Raw genomic sequence first — 19,231 nt, 5'->3', positions numbered from 1 at the left:
GTTACCTCCGGGCGGTGAGCAGGACCCGCACGGCCGGCACGAGGAACTGCACCAGCGCGGCGAGGATCAGCAGTGAGGTGGTGATGCGGACGAACGGCGGGGTGGGCAGGACGAGGACCAGCAGGGCGGCGTTGGTCATCGCGACGCGCTGCGGGCCGTGCCGCTCCAGCAGGGCGGCGCGGCGGCGCACCGGCGCGGGTCCGCCGCCGAGCACCACGGGCAGCAGGTGGGTCAGGGCTCCGACGAGGACCTGGGCGACGAAGCCGACCAGCAGCGGGAGCAGCACCGCACCGAAGCGGTCGGCCGCGCCGGCCGGGTCCGCAGCGGGCAGCAGCGTCGCGGCGTCCACAGCGAGGGCGACCATCAGCCAGCCGCCGGCCGCGGCGAGCGACCAGGACGCGAACGCGTACGGGGGGCGGGTGCGCGCGACGGCCAGCGCGGGGCGCAGGGCGATCAGCGCGCCGAGGGCGAACAGGCTCAGCCCGGCCGCGGCGACGAGCCGCCACCAGGCGAGCAGGCCGACGCCCAGCAGGACCAGTCCGGTCGTCGCCACCGGCAGCGCGACGGTGGCGGCGCGGACCGCACCGTCGGCCATCCGGGTACGCAGCACGGTGGGCCAGAGTGTCAGCAGCGTCCCGAGGACGGTCAGCGTCACCCAACCGAGCAGGTTCACGTGGGCGTGGAACAGCAGCAGCCGGGGGCGCAGCGGGTCGTCGATCACCAGCATCCCGGCGCCGACCGGCACGCCGGCGAGCAGGGCCACGGTCGCCGCCAGGTAGTAGCGGACCGTGACGGAGAACCGGGCCGGCAGGGCGCGGCGCAGCCGGCGGGTGAGCGCGACGAGGTGGGCGGTCACCGCGACGAAGACCAGCGTAGCGCCCGCCACGCCCAGCCAGGGGCGGTCGGCCGTGCCGCCGGTCAGGACCGCCAGCACGCCCACGTTGAGCGCGGCCAGCCGGGCCGCCTCGGCGCGGCGGCGGTCCGGGGCGGGGGCACGCAGCACGGCGGCGGCGAAGTGGGCGCTCCACACCACGACGGCGTTGCTGACCGCACCGAGCAGCAGCAGGTGGATGGCCGTCCAGCGCCACGCGGGGAGGAACGGATGGACGAAGGCGAGCACGACCAGCCCGGCCAGGTAGGCCAACGGCAGCGCAGCGACCCGGCGGTGCCAGCCGACCCGCCGAAGGCCCGCCGCCACGGCCGGAGCGGTCACCGGGCCGGGGGCCGGGGCGGCGGGACCGGCCGACGCGACTGCCGAGACGGTCGGCCCGGGCCTCGGGCCCGAGGGCGCGGTCGGGGCGGAGTCGCCGCGGGTGCCGGCCATCACCGCACCGCCGGCACGACCGGCGGGACGACCGCCGTCCGGGTCCGCCGCCGGGCGGCGCGGACCAACGCGGCCACCACTCCGCCGACGAAACCGAGCACCGCCAGGACGTTGCCGACGCCGCCCCAGCGCCACCCGGCCGGCACGCCGAGCACGTCGCCGACCAGGACCCGGATCGTCAGGGTGGTGTGCAGCAGGGCGAGCGGGGCGTACAGCCACGGTCCGTAGGGCAGTGGGCGGCGAAGCACAGCCGGCAGGATCACTGGAGCGTGCGCGAAGATCATCGACATGGTGAAGCCCAGGAAGACCAGGTGCAGGGTGGCGTCGTAACGGGAGCCGCCGGTGACCGGCCCGGCGCCGGCCCACAGCAGGCCGGCCAGCGCCAGCCAGGCGTACCCGGTGAGCAGGCCGACCGCGACGTAGCGGGGGAGGCCGACGGCGCGCACCGTGCGGCGGGCGACGTCGCAGACCACCAGCCAGGCCACCGTTGCGAGCAGGCCGACCCCGAAGAGGTACGCCCCGACGGTCGGCCAGAGCGCGGCGGCGGTGGCGCCGGCGGTCAGCATGCCGAGGGCGGCGAGGAACCAGCCGACGCCGTGCCGGGGCAGCGTGAGGTGAGCGAGTTCCAGACGCTCCCCGGCGATGGTGGCCACCACGAAGGTGGCCAGCCAGGGCACGATCTCCGGCACGCTGAGGCCGGCGAGCCAGAGCAGGGTAGCGGCGTACCAGCTCAGCGCGCCGGTGACCTGGGCCAGCAGCGCCGGGCCGGGCTGCCGCCACCACAGCCGCTGGTAGATCAGCAGCAGCAGCACCGAGGCGAGCATGAGCAGCAGCCGGCCGGGCAGGCTCGGCCCGGTCAGCACCAGCAGCACCGCCCCGGCGCCGGAGCAGGCGGGTGCGAGCAGGGCCCACCGGGTGCCGAGGGCCACCGCGCGTTCCAGCGCCACCAGGGTGCCGACGAAGCCCAGCACCATCAGCGGGCCGTGCACCTGCTCCAGTGGGACGTGAGGCGCGGGCATCGGCAGGCCGAGCAGCAGCAGGGCGGCGTAGAGACCGCTCACCAGGGCGAAGCCGCCCGCGGCGAGGACGGGGAGACGCCATCGTACGGCGACCGGCCGTGGGTTCATGCCGGCTCTTCGGTGATATTCGGCAGGGCCAGCCGCACCACGCAGGCGTCGGGTGCGCCGAAGGGTTCGAGCACGGCGCCGGCCGGTGAGGCACCGGCGTGTTCGAGCGTGCCGCGGACCACGCCGACGTGCAGGGCGCAGATCGCGTCGGGGTTGCGGTTGACCAGTTCCAGGAAGGGGCAGGTGTGCAGGTGGATCTCGGTCGCCCCGTCGGCCGTCCGGTGTCGGCGGGGATTGAAGCCCAGCCCGCGCAGGACGTCGAGCAGCGTATCGACGGGCTCCCCGCCGGGCGGGGTGGCGGCGGCGAGGTGGCGTCCCCAGGCCTGGCCGGCGCGGGTGGCCTCCGCCCGGACGTCTCCGTGGCCACGCCGCGACAGGTGGTCGAGCAGGGCGGCGGCGAGTGCCCGGTAGGGCGCGGGGGCCGGGGCCTCCGCGACGGCCACCCGGTAGCGCCACGCCGGCCGTCCGGGCTGGCCCCCACTGGCCCGCGCCTTGACCAACAGTCCGGCGTCGACCAGGCGGTCGAGGTGGGCGCGGGCGGTGGACAGGTGCAGGCCCGTCCGTTCCCCCACCTCGGCGATCGTCATGCCGACGCCGGCGGCGCGCACGAACTCCAGGATCGAGGCCCGGCTGGCGGTGCCGAGGGCCCGGTGGCGTTGCGGGTCGATGGTCTCGCCGGCCGGCCCTGTTCTCGGGGTTTCCACGTTAGATAACGTTACAACGTCGTTCACCCGCAAAACCCTGGAGGGCTCCATGTCCGCCTCACGCTCCCCGGCCGACCACGAGGCCGCGCAGGCCGTCGTCCGGCACCACGCCCAGCTCGCCGCCGACCTCGACCGGCACGTCGGAAACCTGCTGACCGCGGCCGACCAGGGTGACGCCGCCGGGGCGCTCCGGCACCGCGACGAACTGCTCCGATGGCTCCGCGACGAACTGCTGCCGCACGCGCACGCCGAGGAGGACTCCCTCTACGCCGCCGCCGGTGAGCGGGCCGAGGGTGAGCTGCTGGTCCGGGGCATGCTCGACGAGCACCAGGCAATCACCGGCCTGGTCGCCGAGCTGGAGACCGGCAACCGGCCGGTACGCCTCGCCGGCACCGCGCGCGCCCTCGCCGCGCTCCTCGCCGTCCACCTGGCCAAGGAGAACGACCTGGTCGTCCCGCTGCTGGTGGACGCGGCCGACGTCTCGCTGGCGAAGTTGCTGGAGGGGATGCACGATCTGCTCGGCTCCTCGGAAGGCTCGAAAGGCGGCGGTTGCGGCGGGGGTGGCTGCGGCTGCGGTGGTGACCGGGCACCGGCCGACGCGGCGGCACCGACCCTGACCATCGATCCCCGGCTGGACGTCCGGCAGCTCCCGCACGACCAGCGCCACGCGCGGGTGCTGGCGGCGCTGGAGGCGCTGCCGGCCGGTGGAGCGCTGGTGCTGGTCGCCCCGCACGCACCCCGCCCGCTGCTGGCCGAGGTCGCAGCCCGCTACGGCGACGGCATGACCAGCGAGTGGCTGCAGGACGGGCCGGACGTGTGGCAGATCCGGCTCTCCCGCCGGCCGTTGACGGTCTGAGCAGACTGTCGGTGCCCGGGCGGTGGGGGTCAGGGCCCGCCGTCCCGGCGTACCGGGCCGTCCGGCCCTGCTGACGGAGGTTGCCGGTACGCACGATGGAGTCGCCCACCCTCGTGGTCAGGAGACGAAGTGTGCAACTACTGCGGCTGTCGGGAGTTCCCGCTGATCGGCCGGCTCTCGGCCGAGCACGAGGCGATCGCGAACGCGGCCGGCCTGCTGCGCGGCGCGGTGCGGGCCGGCGGCCCGGACGCTCTGGTGGCGCTGGACGCGCTGCTGGCGCTGCTGATGCCGCACACCGCCACCGAGGAGGACGGCCTCTTCGAGGAGCTGCGGGCCGAGGGCAGCCTGGCCGAGGCGGTGGCGAAGCTCTGCGCGGAGCACGACGACATCCACGGCGTGCTCGGCGGCGTCGACCGGGCCGCCCCGGACTGGCCCGCAGTGCTGGCCGCCCTGGACCGGCTCCACCGGCACATCGACAACGAGGAGCACGGTCTCTTCCCGGCCGCGGTGATCGCGCTGCCGATCCCGGCCTGGGACCGGATCACCCCGGCGGAGGCGGCGGCCGGGTGAGCCGGCCCGGATGTCGGCCGCTGCCGACGCCGCCCCGCGGCTACCGGCGGTGCGCCTCGGTGGTCTTGACCGGCACGGTCTCGCGGAGGTCGTAGAGGGCGTCGAGCACGTCCTCGGTCTGCCCGCGTCGAGGCCGCCCAGCGCGGCGCCCCACCCGACCGGCACCAGGAAGAACACGCTCCACAGTGGCCCCCGGTCCCGGACCTGCCCGGCGAGCGCCTCGCGGGTGAGGGTGGGCGTCCCGGACGGTGACGCCGAGACGGCCGGGCCCCGCTCCGTGCCCCGCCGGTGACCGCCCGACCGGGCCCGAAGTCCCGCCGCGAACCCGCAGATTCAAAGCCGATGATCTCGGGACCTTCGGCCCGGTTTCCCGAGGTTGTACGTCGGCACCATGGCCATTACGCCCTCGCTCGGGGTTGCACTCCGGCGCATCTGTCGAGAACGTGGGGCAGTACGGCCATCTATCGAAGGAATGAGGCGTATGTCGCGAGCCACCGATAGTGCGGGGCGGGCGCTGCTGGCGGTGGGCGGCCTGGTACGCCGGGCCGAGGTCTCCGCCGACGGCCGGACATTGCACCAGATCGGCGGCCGGGAGGCGGACGCCTTCTACCGGGATCGCTGGTCCTACGACAAGGTGGTGCGCTCCACGCACGGAGTGAACTGCACCGGCTCGTGCTCCTGGAAGGTGTACGTCAAGGACGGCATCATCACCTGGGAGCAGCAGCAGACCGACTACCCGAGCGTCGGACCGGACCGGCCGGAGTACGAGCCTCGGGGCTGCCCCCGGGGTGCCGCCTTCTCCTGGTACACCTACTCCCCCACCCGGGTGCGCTACCCGTACGCGCGGGGCGTGCTGGTGGAGATGTACCGGGAGGCCAGGGGCCGCCTCGGTGATCCGGTGGCCGCGTGGGCGGACATCCAGGCCGACCCGGAACGACGCCGCCGCTACCAGAAGGCCCGCGGCAAGGGCGGCCTGGTGCGGATCACCTGGGACGAGGCCCAGGAGATGGTCGCCGCCGCGCACGTGCACGTGATCGCCGAGTACGGCCCGGACCGGGTCGCCGGCTTCTCCCCCATCCCGGCCATGTCGATGGTGTCGCACGCCGTCGGCGCCCGGTTCCTGTCCCTGCTCGGCGGCTCGATGCTGTCGTTCTACGACTGGTACGCCGACCTGCCGGTGGCCTCCCCGCAGGTCTTCGGCGACCAGACCGACGTGCCCGAGTCCGGGGACTGGTGGGACGCCTCCTACTTCGTCATGTGGGGCTCCAACGTCCCGGTGACCCGCACGCCGGACGCACACTGGATGGCCGAGGCGCGCTACCGGGGGCAGAAGGTCGTGGTGGTCAGCCCCGACTTCGCCGACAACGTCAAGTTCGCCGACGAGTGGATGCCCGCCCAGCCGGGCACCGACGGCGCCCTGGCGATGGCGATGGGGCACGTCATCCTCAAGGAGTTCTTCGTCGACCAGCGCACCCCGCGCTTCGTCGACTACGTCCGCAGGTTCACCGACCTGCCGTTCCTGGTCACCCTGGAGCCGGGTGCCGACGGGGCGTACCGGCCGGGCAAGTTCCTCACCGCCGACGACCTGGGCGAGACGGACAAGGAGGCGGCCTTCCGGACGGTGCTCTGGGACTCGGCCACCGACGCTCCCGCCGTGCCGCGGGGCAGCCTCGGCCACCGTTGGGGCGAGCAGCAGGGCCAGTGGAACCTGGACCTGGGCGACCTGGAGCCGGCGCTGACCTGCCTCGGGGCGGGCGACGCGGTGGAGGTGGAGCTGCCTCGGTTCGACACCGACACCCCGCAGGCGCTGCGCCGGGGCGTGCCGACCCGCACGGTGCGGGGCCAGTTGGTGACCAGCGTCTTCGACCTGGTGCTGGCCCAGTACGGGGTGGGCCGCGACGGCCTGCCGGGCCAGTGGCCGACCGGGTACGACGACGTCGAGGCGCCGTACACGCCGGCGTGGCAGGAGCCGGTCACCGGCGTGCCGGCGGCGCAGGTGGCCCGGGTGGCGCGGGAGTTCGCCGACAACGCGGACCGCTCCGGCGGACGGTCGATGATCCTGCTCGGCGCCGGCACGAACCACTGGTTCCACTCCGACGCCACCTACCGGGCGATTCTGGCGCTGGTCACCCTCACCGGCTGCCAGGGGGTCAACGGCGGCGGTTGGGCGCACTACGTGGGGCAGGAGAAGTGCCGCCCGGCGACCGGCTGGGCGCAGCTCGCGTTCGGCCTGGACTGGGTCCGCCCGCCCCGGCAGATGATCGGCACCGCCTTCTGGTACGTGCACACCGACCAGTGGCGCTACGACACCTACTCCGCCGACGTGGTCTCCTCCCCCACCGGCACCGGCGCGTTCGCCGGCAAGCACACCATGGACCTGCTGGCCCAGTCGGCCCGCTCGGGGTGGATGCCGTCGATGCCCACCTTCGACCGCAGCCCGCTCGACCTGGCCGACGAGGCCCTCGCCGCCCGGCCGGACGACCCGGCGGGCTGGGTGGCCGAGCGGCTCGGCGAGGGCGACGTGACGTTCGCCTGCACCGACCCGGACGCGCCGGAGAACTGGCCACGGGTGCTGACCGTCTGGCGGGCCAACCTGCTCGGCTCGTCGGCCAAGGGCAACGAGTACTTCCTGCGGCACCTGCTCGGCACCGACGCGAACCTGCGCGCCGAGGAGGCGCCGGAGGAGTTGCGGCCCAAGGACGTGACCTGGCGGGAGGAGGCCCCGGAGGGCAAGCTCGACCTGCTGCTGAGCCTGGACTTCCGGATGACCTCCACGACGCTCTTCTCCGACATCGTTCTGCCCGCTGCCACCTGGTACGAGAAGCACGACCTGAGCAGTACCGACATGCACCCGTTCGTGCACGCCTTCACCCCGGCGATCAACCCGCCGTGGCAGACCCGGACCGACTTCGACGCCTTCCACGGCATCGCGAAGGCGTTCTCCACTCTCGCCGGGCCGCGGCTGGGCGTACGCAAGGACCTGGTCGCGGCGCCGCTGCTGCACGACACCCCGGACGCGATGGCGACCCCGCACGGCCGGGTCCGCGACTGGGCGGCGACCGGGGAGACCCCGGTGCCGGGCCGGACCATGCCGAAACTGGTGGTGGTCGAGCGGGACTACGGCGCGATCGCCGACAAGATGGCCGCGCTCGGGCCGCTGATGGACACCCTCGGCACCACCGGCAAGGGCTTCTCGGTCGACGTGCGGCCGGAGGTCGAGTATCTGCGCCGCAAGAACGGTGAGGTGCGCGGCGGCGCCGCGGACGGGCGGCCGTCGCTGGCGAAGGACACGCACGCCTGCGAGGCGATCCTGGCGCTGTCGGGCACCACCAACGGGCGGGTCGCCACCGCGGGCTTCCGGGACGTGGAGAAGCGCACCGGGGTACGCCTGGCGGACCTGGCGGCCGAGCACGAGGGCAAGCAGATCACCTTCGCCGACACCCAGTCCCGCCCGGTGCCGGTGATCACCAGCCCGGAGTGGTCGGGCAGCGAGCACGGCGGCCGCCGCTACTCCCCGTTCACCATCAACACCGAGCGGCTCAAGCCCTGGCACACGCTCACCGGCCGGCAGCACTTCTTCCTCGACCACGACTGGATGCACGAGGCCGGCGAGGCGCTGCCGATCTTCCGGCCGCCGTTGGACATGCACAAGCTCTTCGGCGAACCGCGACTCGGCCGCAACGGGGAGCTGGAGATCACCGTCCGCTACCTCACCCCGCACTCGAAATGGTCCATCCACTCCGAGTACCAGGACAACCTGATCATGCTCACGCTGTCCCGGGGCGGACCGACGATGTGGATGAGCGAGGCCGACGCGGCGAAGATCGGCGTCCGGGACAACGAGTGGATCGAGGCGGTCAACCGCAACGGCGTGGTTGTCTGCCGGGCCGTGGTGACGCACAAGATGCCCGAGGGCACGGTCTACATGTACCACGCCCAGGAACGGGTGATCGACGTGCCCAAGTCGGAGACCAACGGCCGGCGCGGCGGCATCCACAACTCGCTGACCCGGCTGCTGGTCAAGCCCACCCACCTCATCGGCGGGTACGCGCAGCTGTCCTTCGCGTTCAACTACCTCGGCCCGACCGGTAACCAACGCGACGAGGTCACCGTGATCCGCCGCCGTTCCCAGGAGGTGCAGTACTGATGCGGGTCATGGCACAGATGGCGATGGTGATGAACCTCGACAAGTGCATCGGCTGCCACACCTGCTCGGTCACCTGTAAGCAGGCGTGGACCAACCGCTCCGGCGTCGAGTACGTCTGGTTCAACAACGTGGAGACCCGCCCCGGGCAGGGCTACCCGCGCACCTACGAGAACCAGGAGCGCTGGCAGGGCGGCTGGGTGCGGACCCGCTCCGGCAAGCTCAAGCCACGCTCCGGTGGCCGGGTGAAGAAGATGTTCAGCATCTTCGCCAACCCGAAGCTGCCATCCATGCAGGACTACTACGAGCCGTGGACGTACGACTACGAGCACCTGATCAACGCGCCGGCCGGCGACGACACCCCGGTGGCCCGGCCGAAGTCGCTGCTCACCGGCGAGGACACGAAGATCACCTGGAGCGCGAACTGGGACGACTCGCTCGCCGGCGGCAACGAGATCGCCGCCGGTGACCCGGTGCTGGCGAAGGTCTCCGGCCAGGTGAAGCAGGAGTTCGAGAAGACCTTCATGTTCTTCCTGCCGCGGATCTGCGAGCACTGCCTCAACCCGTCCTGCGCGGCCTCCTGCCCGTCGGGCGCGATCTACAAGCGGGCCGAGGACGGCATCGTCCTGGTCGACCAGGACCGCTGCCGGGGCTGGCGGATGTGCGTGACCGGCTGCCCCTACAAGAAGGTCTACTTCAACCACCGCACCGGCAAGGCCGAGAAGTGCACCTTCTGCTTCCCGCGCATCGAGATCGGCCAGCCCACCATCTGCTCCGAGACCTGCGTGGGGCGGCTGCGCTACCTCGGGCTGATGCTCTACGACGCCGACCGCGTCGCCGAGGCCGCCGCCATCGCCGACGAACACGACCTGTACGACGCGCAGCGGTCGGTCTTCCTCGACCCGCACGACCCGGCCGTGGTCGCCGCCGCCCGCGAGGCCGGCATCCCGGACGACTGGATCGACGCCGCGCAGCGCTCGCCGATCTGGGACCTGATCATGCGCTACGAGGTGGCGCTGCCGCTGCACCCGGAGTACCGGACCATGCCGATGGTCTGGTACATCCCGCCGCTGTCGCCGGTGGCCGACGTGCTGCGCGAGACCGGCCACGACGCGGAGGAGGCCGGCAACCTCTTCGGGGCCATCGACGCGCTGCGGATCCCGGTGGAGTACCTCGCCGAGCTCTTCACGGCCGGCGACCCGGAGCCGGTGCGCGGGGTGCTGAACCGGCTCGCCGCGATGCGCGCCTACCAGCGCCGGATCAACCTGGGCGAGGAACGCGACGAGTCCATCGCCGCCGCCGTCGGGATGACCGGCGCGGAGATGGACGAGATGTACCGGCTGCTCGCCATCGCCAAGTATGAGCAGCGGTACGTCATCCCCGCCGCGCACGCCGAGGACGCGCACCGGCTGGAGAAGATCGCCACCGAGTGCAGCCTCGATTACGAGGGCGGCCCCGGGATGGGCGGCGGCGGCCCGTACGGCCAGGGGCCCTTCGGGGAGTCCTCCGGCACGCCGGTGCCGGTCCAGGTGGAGACCTTCCACATGCTGCGCGACCGGCAGACCGCGGAGGGCTTCACCGATCCGGGCGACGAACCCCGCCGGGTCAACCTGCTCAACTGGGACGGCAAGGGCAGCCCGAAGGGCCTCTTCCCGCCCCGCAGCCGCGAATCCGCACCCGTCGACGGAGGTAACCCGTGAGCCAGCCGACCTGGCGGGCGGTGGCCGCCCGCGCGGCGTCCCTGCTGCTGCGCTACCCCGAAGAGGAGGTGCTCGCCGCGCTGCCCACCGTGCGGGCCGCGCTCGACGGCCTGCCGGCCGAGGTCGCCCGGCCGCTGCGCGAGGTGGTCGCCCACCGGGAAGCCGCCGCGCCGGTCGACCTGCGGACCGCCTACGTGGAGGTGTTCGACTTCCGGCGCCGCTGCTGCCTGCACCTGACCTACTACACCTGCGGCGACACCCGTCGCCGGGGGGAGGCGCTGGTCGACTTCGCCGCCGCGTACAAGGCGGCCGGACTGACTGTCGTCGACGGCGAGCTGCCCGACTTCCTGCCCGCTGTCCTCGACCTGGCCGCCGCCGACGACGACGGGTGGCGGCTGCTGCGGGAGAACCGCGTCGGCCTCGACCTGCTGGTCGAGGCGCTGGGGCGGGAGAAGTCGGTGTACCGGCAGGCCGTCGCCGCCGTCCGGGAGATGCTGCCGCCCGCCCAGCCCGGGGACATCGCCGCCGCCGCCCGGCTGGCCCGCACCGGACCGCCGGTGGAGCAGGTCGGACTCGAACCATTCGGACTGGTCGACACGACTGGAGGACGCCGATGAACATCCTGCTGTGGGTGGTGTACCCGTACCTGTCGATCGCGATCCTCGTCGGCGGCCTGATCTGGCGCCACCGCTACGACAAGTTCGGCTGGACGACCCGATCCTCCCAGCTCTACGAGAGCAGCATCCTGCGGTGGGGCAGCCCGCTGTTCCACTTCGGCGTGCTGATGGTCCTGATCGGACACATCGGTGGCCTGGTGGTCCCGAAGTCCTGGACCGAGGCGGTCGGCGTCACCGAGCACACCTACCACCTCATGGCCGTGTTCATCGGCACGGTGGCCGGCTTCTGCACCCTGATCGGGCTGGGCATCCTGATCGCCCGCCGCCGGTTGACCGGGCCGGTCTTCGCCGCCACCACCCGCAACGACAAGGCGATGTACGTGGTGCTGGCGGGGGTGATCGTGCTGGGCCTCTGGGCCACGGTGCGGGCCAACGTCGCCGGCCCCGGCTACGACTACCGGGAGACCATCTCCCCGTGGTTCCGGTCGCTGTTCTACCTCAGCCCGGATCCGGAGATCATGGCCGGTGCCCCGGTGGGCTTCCAGATCCACATCCTGGCCGCGTTCGCGCTCTTCGCGTTCTGGCCGTTCACCCGCCTCGTCCATGCGTTCAGCGCCCCGGTCGGCTACGCCACCCGCCCCTACGTCGTCTATCGAAGCCGGGACGACCGGCCCGGACTGCGGCCGACCCGCCCCGGATGGGAGGGGGCGCCTCGGCTGCCCACCCCGCGCGGCGGTCGGACCCGCTCGCGCCGGTGACCACCGCCGCCTCGACCGCCCGGAGACCGCCACCGGCTGCCTCCGGCGAACAGGCAGCCCGACGTCCCGGCAGGGAGGAACCACCGGTGACCATCGCACCGCACCACACCGACAGTCACCATTCGTCTCGACCCGCGACGGAGTGGGCCGCGGCGCGGGCGCTGGCCCACCGGCTCCCCGCTCCCCTGCCCGCGGAGTCGGTACCGCTGGCCTCCGCCGCCGGCCGGACCCTCGCGGCGCCACTGGTCGCGGCGGTCCCGCTGCCCGGGTTCGACAACTCCGCGATGGACGGGTACGCGGTGCGCGGGCCGGGCCCGTGGCGGGTGGTAGGCCGTGTCCTGGCCGGTCGGACCCACGCCGTCGGGCCCCTGGTCGAGGGGACCGCGGTCGAGGTGGCCACCGGCGCTCCCGTCCCGGGCCGGGCGGACCGGGTCGTGCCCTACGAGGTCGCCGACCGCATCGGTGACGTCCTGCGGGCGGCGCCGGGCGACCGCTGGCACATCCGGCGCGCGGGCGAGTACGCCGCCCGCGGTCAGGAACTGGTGCCGGCGGGTTCGCCGGTCACGCCGGCGGTGCTGGGGCTGGCCGCGAGCGTCGGCCTCGACCACCTCACCGTCCGGGCCCGACCCCGGGCCCGCCTGGTGATCAGCGGCGACGAGGTGATCCACGCCGGACGTCCCCCGTGGGGCAGGGTACGGGACGCGATCGGCCCGATGCTGACCCCGCTGCTGTCCGCCTGGGGAGCGGACCTCCTCGGTCCGCGGATGGTCGGCGACCAGCCCGACTGGTTCGCCGAGGCGGTCGCGGACAGCACGCGGGACGCCGACGTGACGGTCGTCTGCGGGGCGTCCTCCGTCGGCCCGGCGGACGGGCTGCACGCGTCGTTGCGGCACCTCGGGGCCGTTGCGCACGTGGACGGGGTGCGGTGCCGGCCCGGGCACCCACAGGTCCTGGCCCAGGCCGGGGCCCACTGGATCGTCGGCCTGCCGGGCAACCCGTACGCGGCGCTGGTCGCCGCGCTCACCCTGATCGACCCGCTGCTCACCGGGCTGGCCGGACGGCCGCCGGCCGATCTGGACACCGCCGTCCTCACCGATCCGTTGCGCCTCGACGAGCGGAACACCCGGATCGTGCCGGTCCGGCGCGGCGCGCGGGGCCTGCGGCTGGTCGACGGGGCGCACCCGGGATACCTGGGCGCGGCGGCGGACGCCGACGCGCTGGCCGTGGTGCCGCCCGGTTGGCGTCCCGGCACCCCGGTCGGTCTGCGCACCCTGCCGTGACAGGTGGGGACGTCCTCCTGGCCGGGTCTTCCGGCCCTGCCGGGGTGGGTTGGCTCGAGCGAGGCTCGTACCGGTGAAGCGGACCGCCGCATTCCCCTTTGACGCCGCGACAGCAGCACGACGATCCCGACGGAGTTGAACGATGACCAGCATCCGTGACCAAGCCGGGTCCACCGCCCCGGTCGGGCATCCCGAGGCCACCTCCGGCGCCGCCCTCCAGCTAGCCGTGGCCACCCTCGGTTTCCTAGTGAACTTCTGGGCATGGGCCCTGCTCGGTCCGCTGGGCCCCGGCATCAAGGAACGGCTGGGGCTCGGCTTCGCCGCGCAGTCCCTGCTCGTCGCGGTGCCGGTGATCGTGGGCTCGCTGGGCCGCATCCCGGTCGGCGCGCTCACCGACCGGTACGGGGCCCGGGTAGTCTTCCCGCTGGTCACCGTCGCCACCATCGTTCCGGTGCTGACCCTCACCACGGTCTCCTCCTACCCGGCGCTGATCGTGACCGGCTTCTTCCTCGGCATCGGCGGCACCGCCTTCGCCGTCGGCGTCCCGCTGGTGTCCGGCTGGTATCCGCCGGCCCGGCGCGGCTTCGCCATCGGCGTGTTCGGTGTCGGCATGGGTGGCACCGCGATCGCCAACTTCACCACCGTCCGGCTGGCCGAAACCTACGGGGAGCGGGCCCCGTTTTTGCTGGTCGCGGCGATCCTGGCGGCGTACGCGGTGCTGTCGTTCCTGCTGCTGCGCGACGCGCCGGGCCCGGCCCGGCCCACCGGGTCGGCCTGGCAGCGGCTCGCCGGCGTCGCCCGGCTGACCGTCACCTGGCAGCTGTGCTTCCTGTACGCGGTCGGGTTCGGCGGGTTCGTGGCCTTCAGCGTGTACCTGCCGGCGTACCTGCGCACCGCCTACGGGCTCAATGCCGCGGACGGTGCGCTGCGAACCGCCGGGTTCGTCGTGCTCGCCGTGCTGGCCCGCCCGGTGGGCGGCTGGCTCTCCGACCGTCTACACCCCGTGCCGGTGCTGGTGTGGTGCTTCGCCGGGGTGGCCGGGTTCGCCGTCGTGCAGGCCTTCCAGCCGGCCCTGATGCCGGTCGCCACGGTCGCGCTGCTCGGCATGGCGGTGCTGCTCGGCGCAGCCAGCGGCGCGGTGTTCGCCTTGGTCGGCAAGGTCGCCCCCGCCGACCAGGTGGGCGCGGTCACCGGGCTGGTCGGGGCCGCCGGCGGGCTCGGCGGGTTCGTGCCGCCTCTGGTCATGGGCTGGGTGTACGGGTCGCAGGGCTCCTATGCCATCGGGCTGATGCTGCTCTCCGACGTGGCGCTGGCCGCCGCGGTGTTCACCGCGGTGAAGATGGGAGGCCTGGCCCGCCGCGCCGGTTGACGGTCTCGGTGCGGGCTGACCGGTGCCGGGTCTGGCCACTGACCGCTTCGTCAGGGCCGGGTCCGTCGAATGAACGGTGTGACCCGGGTCGTCGACGACGTGGCCATGGCCCACACCGGCATCATGCGCTGGAACCCCGCGACAAGAGGGTGGTCTCCAAGGACATCACCCACGAACCACTCATCGACGACGCGACCTTCGAGCAGGCCCAAGCCCTCCTGCACAGCAGGGCCGGGAAACCGGTGGACAACACGTGCGGCAGCGCACCCGCAACCCGTACGTCTTCCGCGGCCTCATCTACTGCGCCGCCTGCCCTTCCCCTCTCCGGTGGTGGCGACCTTCTTATCTGGACAGTGGAGGTTCTGGCGATTCTGCGAACGGCTCGTGGAGCCCCTACGTTGTCCAGCGTGCGTGTGACGAAGGTTGTTGATGCGCAGGCCGGGCAGCCGGGCGTGGAGTTGGTTGACGACGTCGGCGTGCCCGTGGCCGATGTGGCCGGGTTCCTCCGTCTATTGACGGTGCAGGACTACTCGCCGAACACGGTTCGTGCCTATGCGTACGACTTGCAGAAGCTGTACCGGTTTCTGCACGAGCGTGGCTTGACGGTCGGGGAGTTCCGGCCTGCGCAGGCGTTGAGTTTCATCGAGTGGTTGCGAACCCGTTCGTCCAGCCGTAAGGCCCAGCGGCTGGACCTCGCGCTGACCGCCGGAAACGGCCGCTTGTTGGCGGCCAAAACCTGTAACCGGGTGCTGGCCGCGGTGTCGTCGTTCTTCGAGTACCTGATCAGCATCGAACGCTACGGCGGCGCCGATAACCCGATCGTGACCATCCCTGACCAGGCAGCGGCCCGAGTCCCAGGCCGCCCTCGGGCGCCGCTGATGACGTCGAGTCCGCGGAGGCCGGTGCGGCGTGCGTTGCGGATCAAGACGGTGGAGTCGCTGCCACGACCGATGTCCGACGACACCTATGTCGCCGTGCTGGGTGTGCTGCGCACCCGGCGAGACCGCGCTCTGCTGGAGCTGATGTGGGAGGGCGGCCTGCGGCCAGGAGAGGTCCTGGGCCTACGGCTGGAGGCATCTCCTACGGACGCCGGCGAATCGTGGTGCGCCACCGGGCCGATCACCCGGCAGGAGCGCGGCAGAAATCGCGCCGGGACCGGACCGTCGACCTGCTTGAAGGCCGGGCGTTGCCGGCCGTCAGCGATTACGTCATGCACGAACGTCCCGCCGATGCCGACACCGGCTATGTGTTCCTCGTCGGCTACAGGAACGGCTGCGCACCGAGGAACGACTCATCGCCGACGCCACCGAACGCGGCTGGGCCCGCGAGATCGAACGACACCGCTGCACCGCCGACCGTATCCGCCGGCTCCTCGATGAACTCGGCCCCGCCGCACCCGCCAGGTCGTGAATCGACGATAGCAACGGCGCCTTTACAGGGACGCAACGCCTGGCGCTCCACGCGTTGTCCGCGGCTATGAGAGTGAGCCCATGGCCCGCCCCGGTGTACTCGTCAGCGCAAGACGCTCGCCACGACGTTATGCACATCTTCGACTGGCGGCTCGCCGCAGTGCTCGGTGAATAGCAGTTGCACGGCGCCGATCAGGGTTGGCGCCAACACCTGCACGTCCGCGTCGGCGGCGATCCGGCCACGCTCGTGCTCGGCTGCCAAATAGCTAGCCACCGCGGCGACCGCCTCGCCCGCCAGGGGGATCCGGGCGGTGCCGGCCGCGCGTAGCCGGTTGCGCAGCTCGTCACGAGCGATGGTGAGCACGATGATCGCGGACATGACCGGCTCGAAGAGTTCGAACATCGCGTCGGTGAGGTTGCCAGCCACGGTCCCGGTCCCGGCCGCATCGCGGAGCGCGGCACCTTGTGCCTCGACCCGCGCGATGCGCTCGAGCACCAGATCGACCAGGAACGCGTCGAAGTCGACGAAGTGCCGATGCAGCACGCCCTTGGCCACACCGGCCTCATCCGTGATCGCACGGCTGGTCAGCGCCGTGACGCCACCACGGACGAGCACCCTCGCGGCCGCGTCGAACAGTTGCTGGCGCGGATCGCGCAGAGCTACGCCGGTCGGCATGGATGCCCCTTCTCTAGTGGGCGATTGCCCATTAGAGTGGGCGCATGGTCACTCTACCGCCGCAACCGCACGAAGCACGCCGCGTCGCAGAGTCGTTTGGAAGCGATCCAGAGCGCTACGACCGCAACCGGGCGCCGTATCCGAACCCGCTGATCGAGAACATCGTCGCCGCAGCGCCGGGCCCGGCATTCCTCGACGCTGGCTGCGGGACCGGGATCGAAGCCCGCCAGTTCCGCGCCGCCGGCTGCACGGTCCTCGGCGTCGAGCCCGACCCCCGGATGGCCGAATTCGCCCGCGCGAGCGGCATCGACGTCGAGGTCGCGACCTTCGAGACGTGGGAACCGGCCGGCCGCACCTTCGACGCGATCGTCTCTGGCACAGCCTGGCACTGGATCGACCCGGTCGCCGGAGCCGCCAAGGCAGCCGAAGTGCTACGCCCAGGCGGCGTCCTCGCGCCGTTCGGCCACGTCTACGAACTACCGTCGCCAATCGCCGCAGCACTCGCCGAAGGACTGCGGCAGGCCGCGCCCGACCTGCCCTACCGACCGCCGACCGGTTCCATCCTCGACGGCTACCGCGCCCTCTACGACCGCGCCGCCGAAGGAGTCCGCGCATCCGGCTTCTTCGCCGAACCCGAAATCTGCCGCTACGACTGGCAGCGCACCTACGCCCGCGACGAGCTGCTCGAACTTATCCCGACTTCCGGCGGCCTAGCGAGCATGCCACCGGACAGTCTCGCCGAGATCATGTCGACGGTCGCCGACGCGGTCAACGGCGACGTCACCCTTGCCTATGCCACCTGGTGCCTGACCGCTGTCCGCAGGTCACCCACCGACGCCGCTCACCGCGAGGGAAAGCCCTAGTCCCACATCCGGTCGACTAGCATTGACAACGCGCTCAGACCGGCAGAGAGCAGCCCTTCGCAGCGTTCGATCCCGTGATCAGCGCTACGCGTAGTCACAGCTCAGGATCCACCGCCAGCGCCTCTGCAAGCGAGATTTAGACCTAATCCACGAATGGCGCTGTCCCATCGATACATGCGAATGTTATTTCCATCACGACGATGGGGAAGTGTCCAGATAAAGCAGGAACAGCCGGTCCCGTCGATGCGGGCGCCGATGTCGGATGCGCGTAGGCATAGCCAGCTCGTGTCGTACCCGAGCGCGGCCAGGTCGGCGTGGACGACGTCGAGTCCGCGCTGCTCGCCGGCCGCGCCGGCACGACCGGGCGCGTGACGAGCGTCGACATCAGCGACCACCTCAGCGAACTATTCTTCACTCTCTATTCCAGCCGCTTTGAGGCTCGCGTCCCGGAGTTCCTTCCGAAGGCTTGTGGGGATGATGTCAGTGATGGCTTGCTGGAACGCCTTGTCTGGTAGGCGCGTCATTTCCTGTCCGAGCAGGTTGAGAGTGTTGAGGGGCCAGACGCTGTTCACGGCGTACGAGGAAAGTGCCGCGTGGAGTAGAGCGTTTACGGCGTCATGGTGGCGGCTGAACTCGGATAGCAGCACGCTGAGCCACCCCCGCTTTCATGGAGCTTCTTGACCATGGTCTGATGGCCGTGGGGGAGGAAGTTGTCCGTGGCAGCACCGAAGAAGTACCCCGATGAGCTACGTCAGCGCGCTGTGCGTTTGTACCGCGAGTCGGATCCGAAGCCGGTGATCCGGCGCCTGGCCGAGCAGCTTGGTGTGCATCACGAGGCGTTGCGGAACTGGATCCGCCAAGCCGAGGCCGACGCCGACGAGCGTCACGACCGGCCGACCAGCGAGATGGCGGAGGAGAACCGCCGGCTGCGCAGGGAGGTCGCCGAGTTGCGGCGGGCGAACGAGATCCTGAAGGCCGCGAGCGCGTATTTCGCGGCGGAGCTCGACCCGACCCGGCGACGGTCATGAGGTTCATCCACGAACACCGTGACCAGTTCGCGGTCGCGCTCCTGCTACGGGTCCTGAACATCGGCGCCTCGACCTACTACGCGTGGGTGAAGCAGGTCGAGCAGCCCTGCGACCGCGACGTGGTCGACCTGGGTCTGGTCTCCAACATCCACGAGATCTGGGAGACATCGGGGCGCACCTACGGCGCGGACCGGGTCCACCGGCAGCTACGCCGTGACGGCATCCGCGTGGGCCGTAAGCGGGTCGAGCGGTTGATGGCGCAGCAGGGCTGGCAGGGGGCGTTTCTGCGTCGAGGCTGGCGCGGCGGCTCCACGCGCCAGGATCCCCGGCACACGCCGGCGCCGGATCTGGTCAACCGGCAGTTCACCGCCGACGGGCCGAACCGGCTCTGGGTCGCCGACGCCACCCGCATCCCCTGCGGTGAGGGCGTGTTCTGGTTGGCTGCGGTCCGCGATGCGTTCTCCCGCCGGATCGTTGGGTGGAAGACCTCCGACCGCTGCGACACCGACCTGATCCTCGCCGCCCTCGAATACGGCATCTGGTCGCGCGACGTCCGCGACGGCCAGTTGATCCACCACTCAGATCGCGGGTCGAACTACACGTCGTTTCGCTTCGCGGAACGCTTACAGGACAACGGGATCCTGCCCTTGATGGGATCCGTCGGCGACTCCTACGACTGTGAGACTTTGAGGCGCCGTCAGGCGGCCTGACTCTTGCTTACGACTGACCCCGCAGTTCGGGTGTCCTTGCTGTTGATCTGTCGTCTGCCTGGCGGTGCAGCACCAGTGGTGCTGGCCGGGCGGGCA

17 protein-coding genes and 1 pseudogene are annotated in these 19,231 nt (G+C 71.9%); 13 read left to right on the top strand and 5 right to left on the bottom strand.

All coding sequences use genetic code 11. From position 1 onward, the window contains the following. Position 1: 1 nt before the first annotated feature. Genes FHU28_RS12075 through FHU28_RS12065 form a run of 3 tightly spaced genes read right to left on the bottom strand, consistent with a single transcriptional unit; the run spans position 2 to position 3,155 of the window. Positions 2–1,324, bottom strand: a complete 1,323-nt coding sequence (locus FHU28_RS12075) for a hypothetical protein (RefSeq protein WP_184683737.1) — start codon at positions 1,322–1,324, stop codon at positions 2–4. Beyond that, positions 1,324–2,451 (bottom strand): hypothetical protein, encoded by a 1,128-nt coding sequence (locus FHU28_RS12070; RefSeq protein ID WP_184683735.1) that lies wholly within the window; start codon positions 2,449–2,451, stop codon positions 1,324–1,326. Before FHU28_RS12070 ends, FHU28_RS12075 begins: the two co-directional genes overlap by 1 nt. Further along, on the bottom strand, positions 2,448–3,155 hold the full coding sequence (locus tag FHU28_RS12065) for a helix-turn-helix transcriptional regulator (protein ID WP_116509086.1): 708 nt from the start codon (positions 3,153–3,155) through the stop codon (positions 2,448–2,450). Before FHU28_RS12065 ends, FHU28_RS12070 begins: the two co-directional genes overlap by 4 nt. A 49-nt stretch (positions 3,156–3,204) precedes the next feature. Here FHU28_RS12065 and FHU28_RS12060 point away from each other — a divergent pair, with 49 nt between their 5' ends. Next, complete coding sequence (locus tag FHU28_RS12060) at positions 3,205–4,011, top strand: DUF2249 domain-containing protein (protein WP_184683733.1); 807 nt, start codon at positions 3,205–3,207, stop codon at positions 4,009–4,011. A gap of 129 nt (positions 4,012–4,140) precedes the next feature. Next, positions 4,141–4,581, top strand: coding sequence for a hemerythrin domain-containing protein (locus tag FHU28_RS12055; protein WP_064447300.1), 441 nt, complete (start codon positions 4,141–4,143; stop codon positions 4,579–4,581). A gap of 49 nt (positions 4,582–4,630) precedes the next feature. Here the strand turns inward: FHU28_RS12055 and FHU28_RS12050 are convergent. After that, a pseudogene (locus FHU28_RS12050) lies at positions 4,631–4,869 on the bottom strand (hypothetical protein); the annotation flags it as partial. A 193-nt stretch (positions 4,870–5,062) separates the two neighbouring features. Here FHU28_RS12050 and FHU28_RS12045 point away from each other — a divergent pair. From FHU28_RS12045 to FHU28_RS12015, 7 genes are all read left to right on the top strand, one after another. Continuing rightward, a complete protein-coding gene (locus FHU28_RS12045; RefSeq protein WP_184683730.1) occupies positions 5,063–8,728 on the top strand; it encodes a nitrate reductase subunit alpha in 3,666 nt (1,221 codons plus the stop codon). After that, on the top strand, positions 8,728–10,425 hold the full coding sequence (gene narH, locus FHU28_RS12040) for a nitrate reductase subunit beta (RefSeq protein ID WP_184683728.1): 1,698 nt from the start codon (positions 8,728–8,730) through the stop codon (positions 10,423–10,425). Before FHU28_RS12045 ends, narH begins: the two co-directional genes overlap by 1 nt. After that, a complete protein-coding gene (narJ, locus tag FHU28_RS12035; RefSeq protein WP_116509078.1) occupies positions 10,422–11,042 on the top strand; it encodes a nitrate reductase molybdenum cofactor assembly chaperone in 621 nt (206 codons plus the stop codon). The genes narH and narJ overlap by 4 nt, the downstream gene beginning before the upstream one ends. Then, positions 11,039–11,800: a respiratory nitrate reductase subunit gamma gene (gene narI, locus FHU28_RS12030; protein WP_116509076.1), complete on the top strand. Its 762-nt coding sequence runs from the start codon at positions 11,039–11,041 to the stop codon at positions 11,798–11,800. Before narJ ends, narI begins: the two co-directional genes overlap by 4 nt. A gap of 86 nt (positions 11,801–11,886) precedes the next feature. Then, positions 11,887–13,080 carry a molybdopterin molybdotransferase MoeA gene (locus FHU28_RS12025; RefSeq protein WP_225980474.1) on the top strand — a complete coding sequence of 398 codons (1,194 nt, stop codon included), beginning with the start codon at positions 11,887–11,889 and terminating at the stop codon, positions 13,078–13,080. Positions 13,081–13,222: 142 nt separating this feature from the next. After that, on the top strand, positions 13,223–14,449 hold the full coding sequence (locus FHU28_RS12020) for an MFS transporter (protein WP_116509074.1): 1,227 nt from the start codon (positions 13,223–13,225) through the stop codon (positions 14,447–14,449). 407 nt (positions 14,450–14,856) lie between these two features. After that, the gene (locus tag FHU28_RS12015; RefSeq protein ID WP_184683725.1) at positions 14,857–15,828 is read left to right on the top strand and encodes a site-specific integrase; all 972 of its coding nucleotides are present in this window, start codon (positions 14,857–14,859) and stop codon (positions 15,826–15,828) included. 133 nt (positions 15,829–15,961) lie between these two features. Here the strand turns inward: FHU28_RS12015 and FHU28_RS12010 are convergent, their stop codons facing one another. Continuing rightward, positions 15,962–16,534: a TetR/AcrR family transcriptional regulator gene (locus tag FHU28_RS12010; protein ID WP_184683722.1), complete on the bottom strand. Its 573-nt coding sequence runs from the start codon at positions 16,532–16,534 to the stop codon at positions 15,962–15,964. A 44-nt stretch (positions 16,535–16,578) separates the two neighbouring features. Here FHU28_RS12010 and FHU28_RS12005 point away from each other — a divergent pair, with 44 nt between their 5' ends. The 4 genes from FHU28_RS12005 (at position 16,579) to FHU28_RS11990 (ending at position 19,135) form a co-directional block, all read left to right on the top strand. Then, the gene (locus tag FHU28_RS12005) at positions 16,579–17,397 is read left to right on the top strand and encodes a class I SAM-dependent methyltransferase (RefSeq protein WP_184683720.1); all 819 of its coding nucleotides are present in this window, start codon (positions 16,579–16,581) and stop codon (positions 17,395–17,397) included. Positions 17,398–17,711: 314 nt separating this feature from the next. After that, the gene (locus FHU28_RS12000; protein WP_184683718.1) at positions 17,712–17,912 is read left to right on the top strand and encodes a hypothetical protein; all 201 of its coding nucleotides are present in this window, start codon (positions 17,712–17,714) and stop codon (positions 17,910–17,912) included. A 201-nt stretch (positions 17,913–18,113) separates the two neighbouring features. Then, entirely contained in the window at positions 18,114–18,425 is a 312-nt protein-coding gene (locus FHU28_RS11995) for a transposase (protein ID WP_013283497.1), read from the top strand. Continuing rightward, positions 18,422–19,135, top strand: coding sequence for an IS3 family transposase (locus FHU28_RS11990; RefSeq protein ID WP_184683714.1), 714 nt, complete (start codon positions 18,422–18,424; stop codon positions 19,133–19,135). The genes FHU28_RS11995 and FHU28_RS11990 overlap by 4 nt, the downstream gene beginning before the upstream one ends. The last annotated feature ends 96 nt before the right edge of the window (positions 19,136–19,231 follow it).

It is taken from the genome of Micromonospora echinospora (assembly GCF_014203425.1).
Lineage (GTDB): Bacteria > Actinomycetota > Actinomycetes > Mycobacteriales > Micromonosporaceae > Micromonospora > Micromonospora echinospora_A.
Note: the sequence above shows the minus strand (reverse complement) of the source record. Positions and strands in the feature narration are given on the sequence as shown.

Excerpts from the sequence above, each read along its gene's own strand:
- FHU28_RS12020 (WP_116509074.1), top strand. The coding sequence starts at position 13,223 with ATGACCAGCATCCGTGACCAAGCCGGGTCCACCGCCCCGGTCGGGCAT.
- FHU28_RS12045 (WP_184683730.1), top strand. The coding sequence starts at position 5,063 with ATGTCGCGAGCCACCGATAGTGCGGGGCGGGCGCTGCTGGCGGTGGGC.
- FHU28_RS12070 (WP_184683735.1), bottom strand. The coding sequence starts at position 2,451 with ATGAACCCACGGCCGGTCGCCGTACGATGGCGTCTCCCCGTCCTCGCC.
- FHU28_RS11990 (WP_184683714.1), top strand. The coding sequence starts at position 18,422 with ATGAGGTTCATCCACGAACACCGTGACCAGTTCGCGGTCGCGCTCCTG.
- narH (WP_184683728.1), top strand. The coding sequence starts at position 8,728 with ATGCGGGTCATGGCACAGATGGCGATGGTGATGAACCTCGACAAGTGC.
- FHU28_RS12010 (WP_184683722.1), bottom strand. The coding sequence starts at position 16,534 with ATGCCGACCGGCGTAGCTCTGCGCGATCCGCGCCAGCAACTGTTCGAC.
- narI (WP_116509076.1), top strand. The coding sequence starts at position 11,039 with ATGAACATCCTGCTGTGGGTGGTGTACCCGTACCTGTCGATCGCGATC.
- FHU28_RS12060 (WP_184683733.1), top strand. The coding sequence starts at position 3,205 with ATGTCCGCCTCACGCTCCCCGGCCGACCACGAGGCCGCGCAGGCCGTC.
- FHU28_RS12075 (WP_184683737.1), bottom strand. The coding sequence starts at position 1,324 with ATGGCCGGCACCCGCGGCGACTCCGCCCCGACCGCGCCCTCGGGCCCG.
- FHU28_RS12005 (WP_184683720.1), top strand. The coding sequence starts at position 16,579 with ATGGTCACTCTACCGCCGCAACCGCACGAAGCACGCCGCGTCGCAGAG.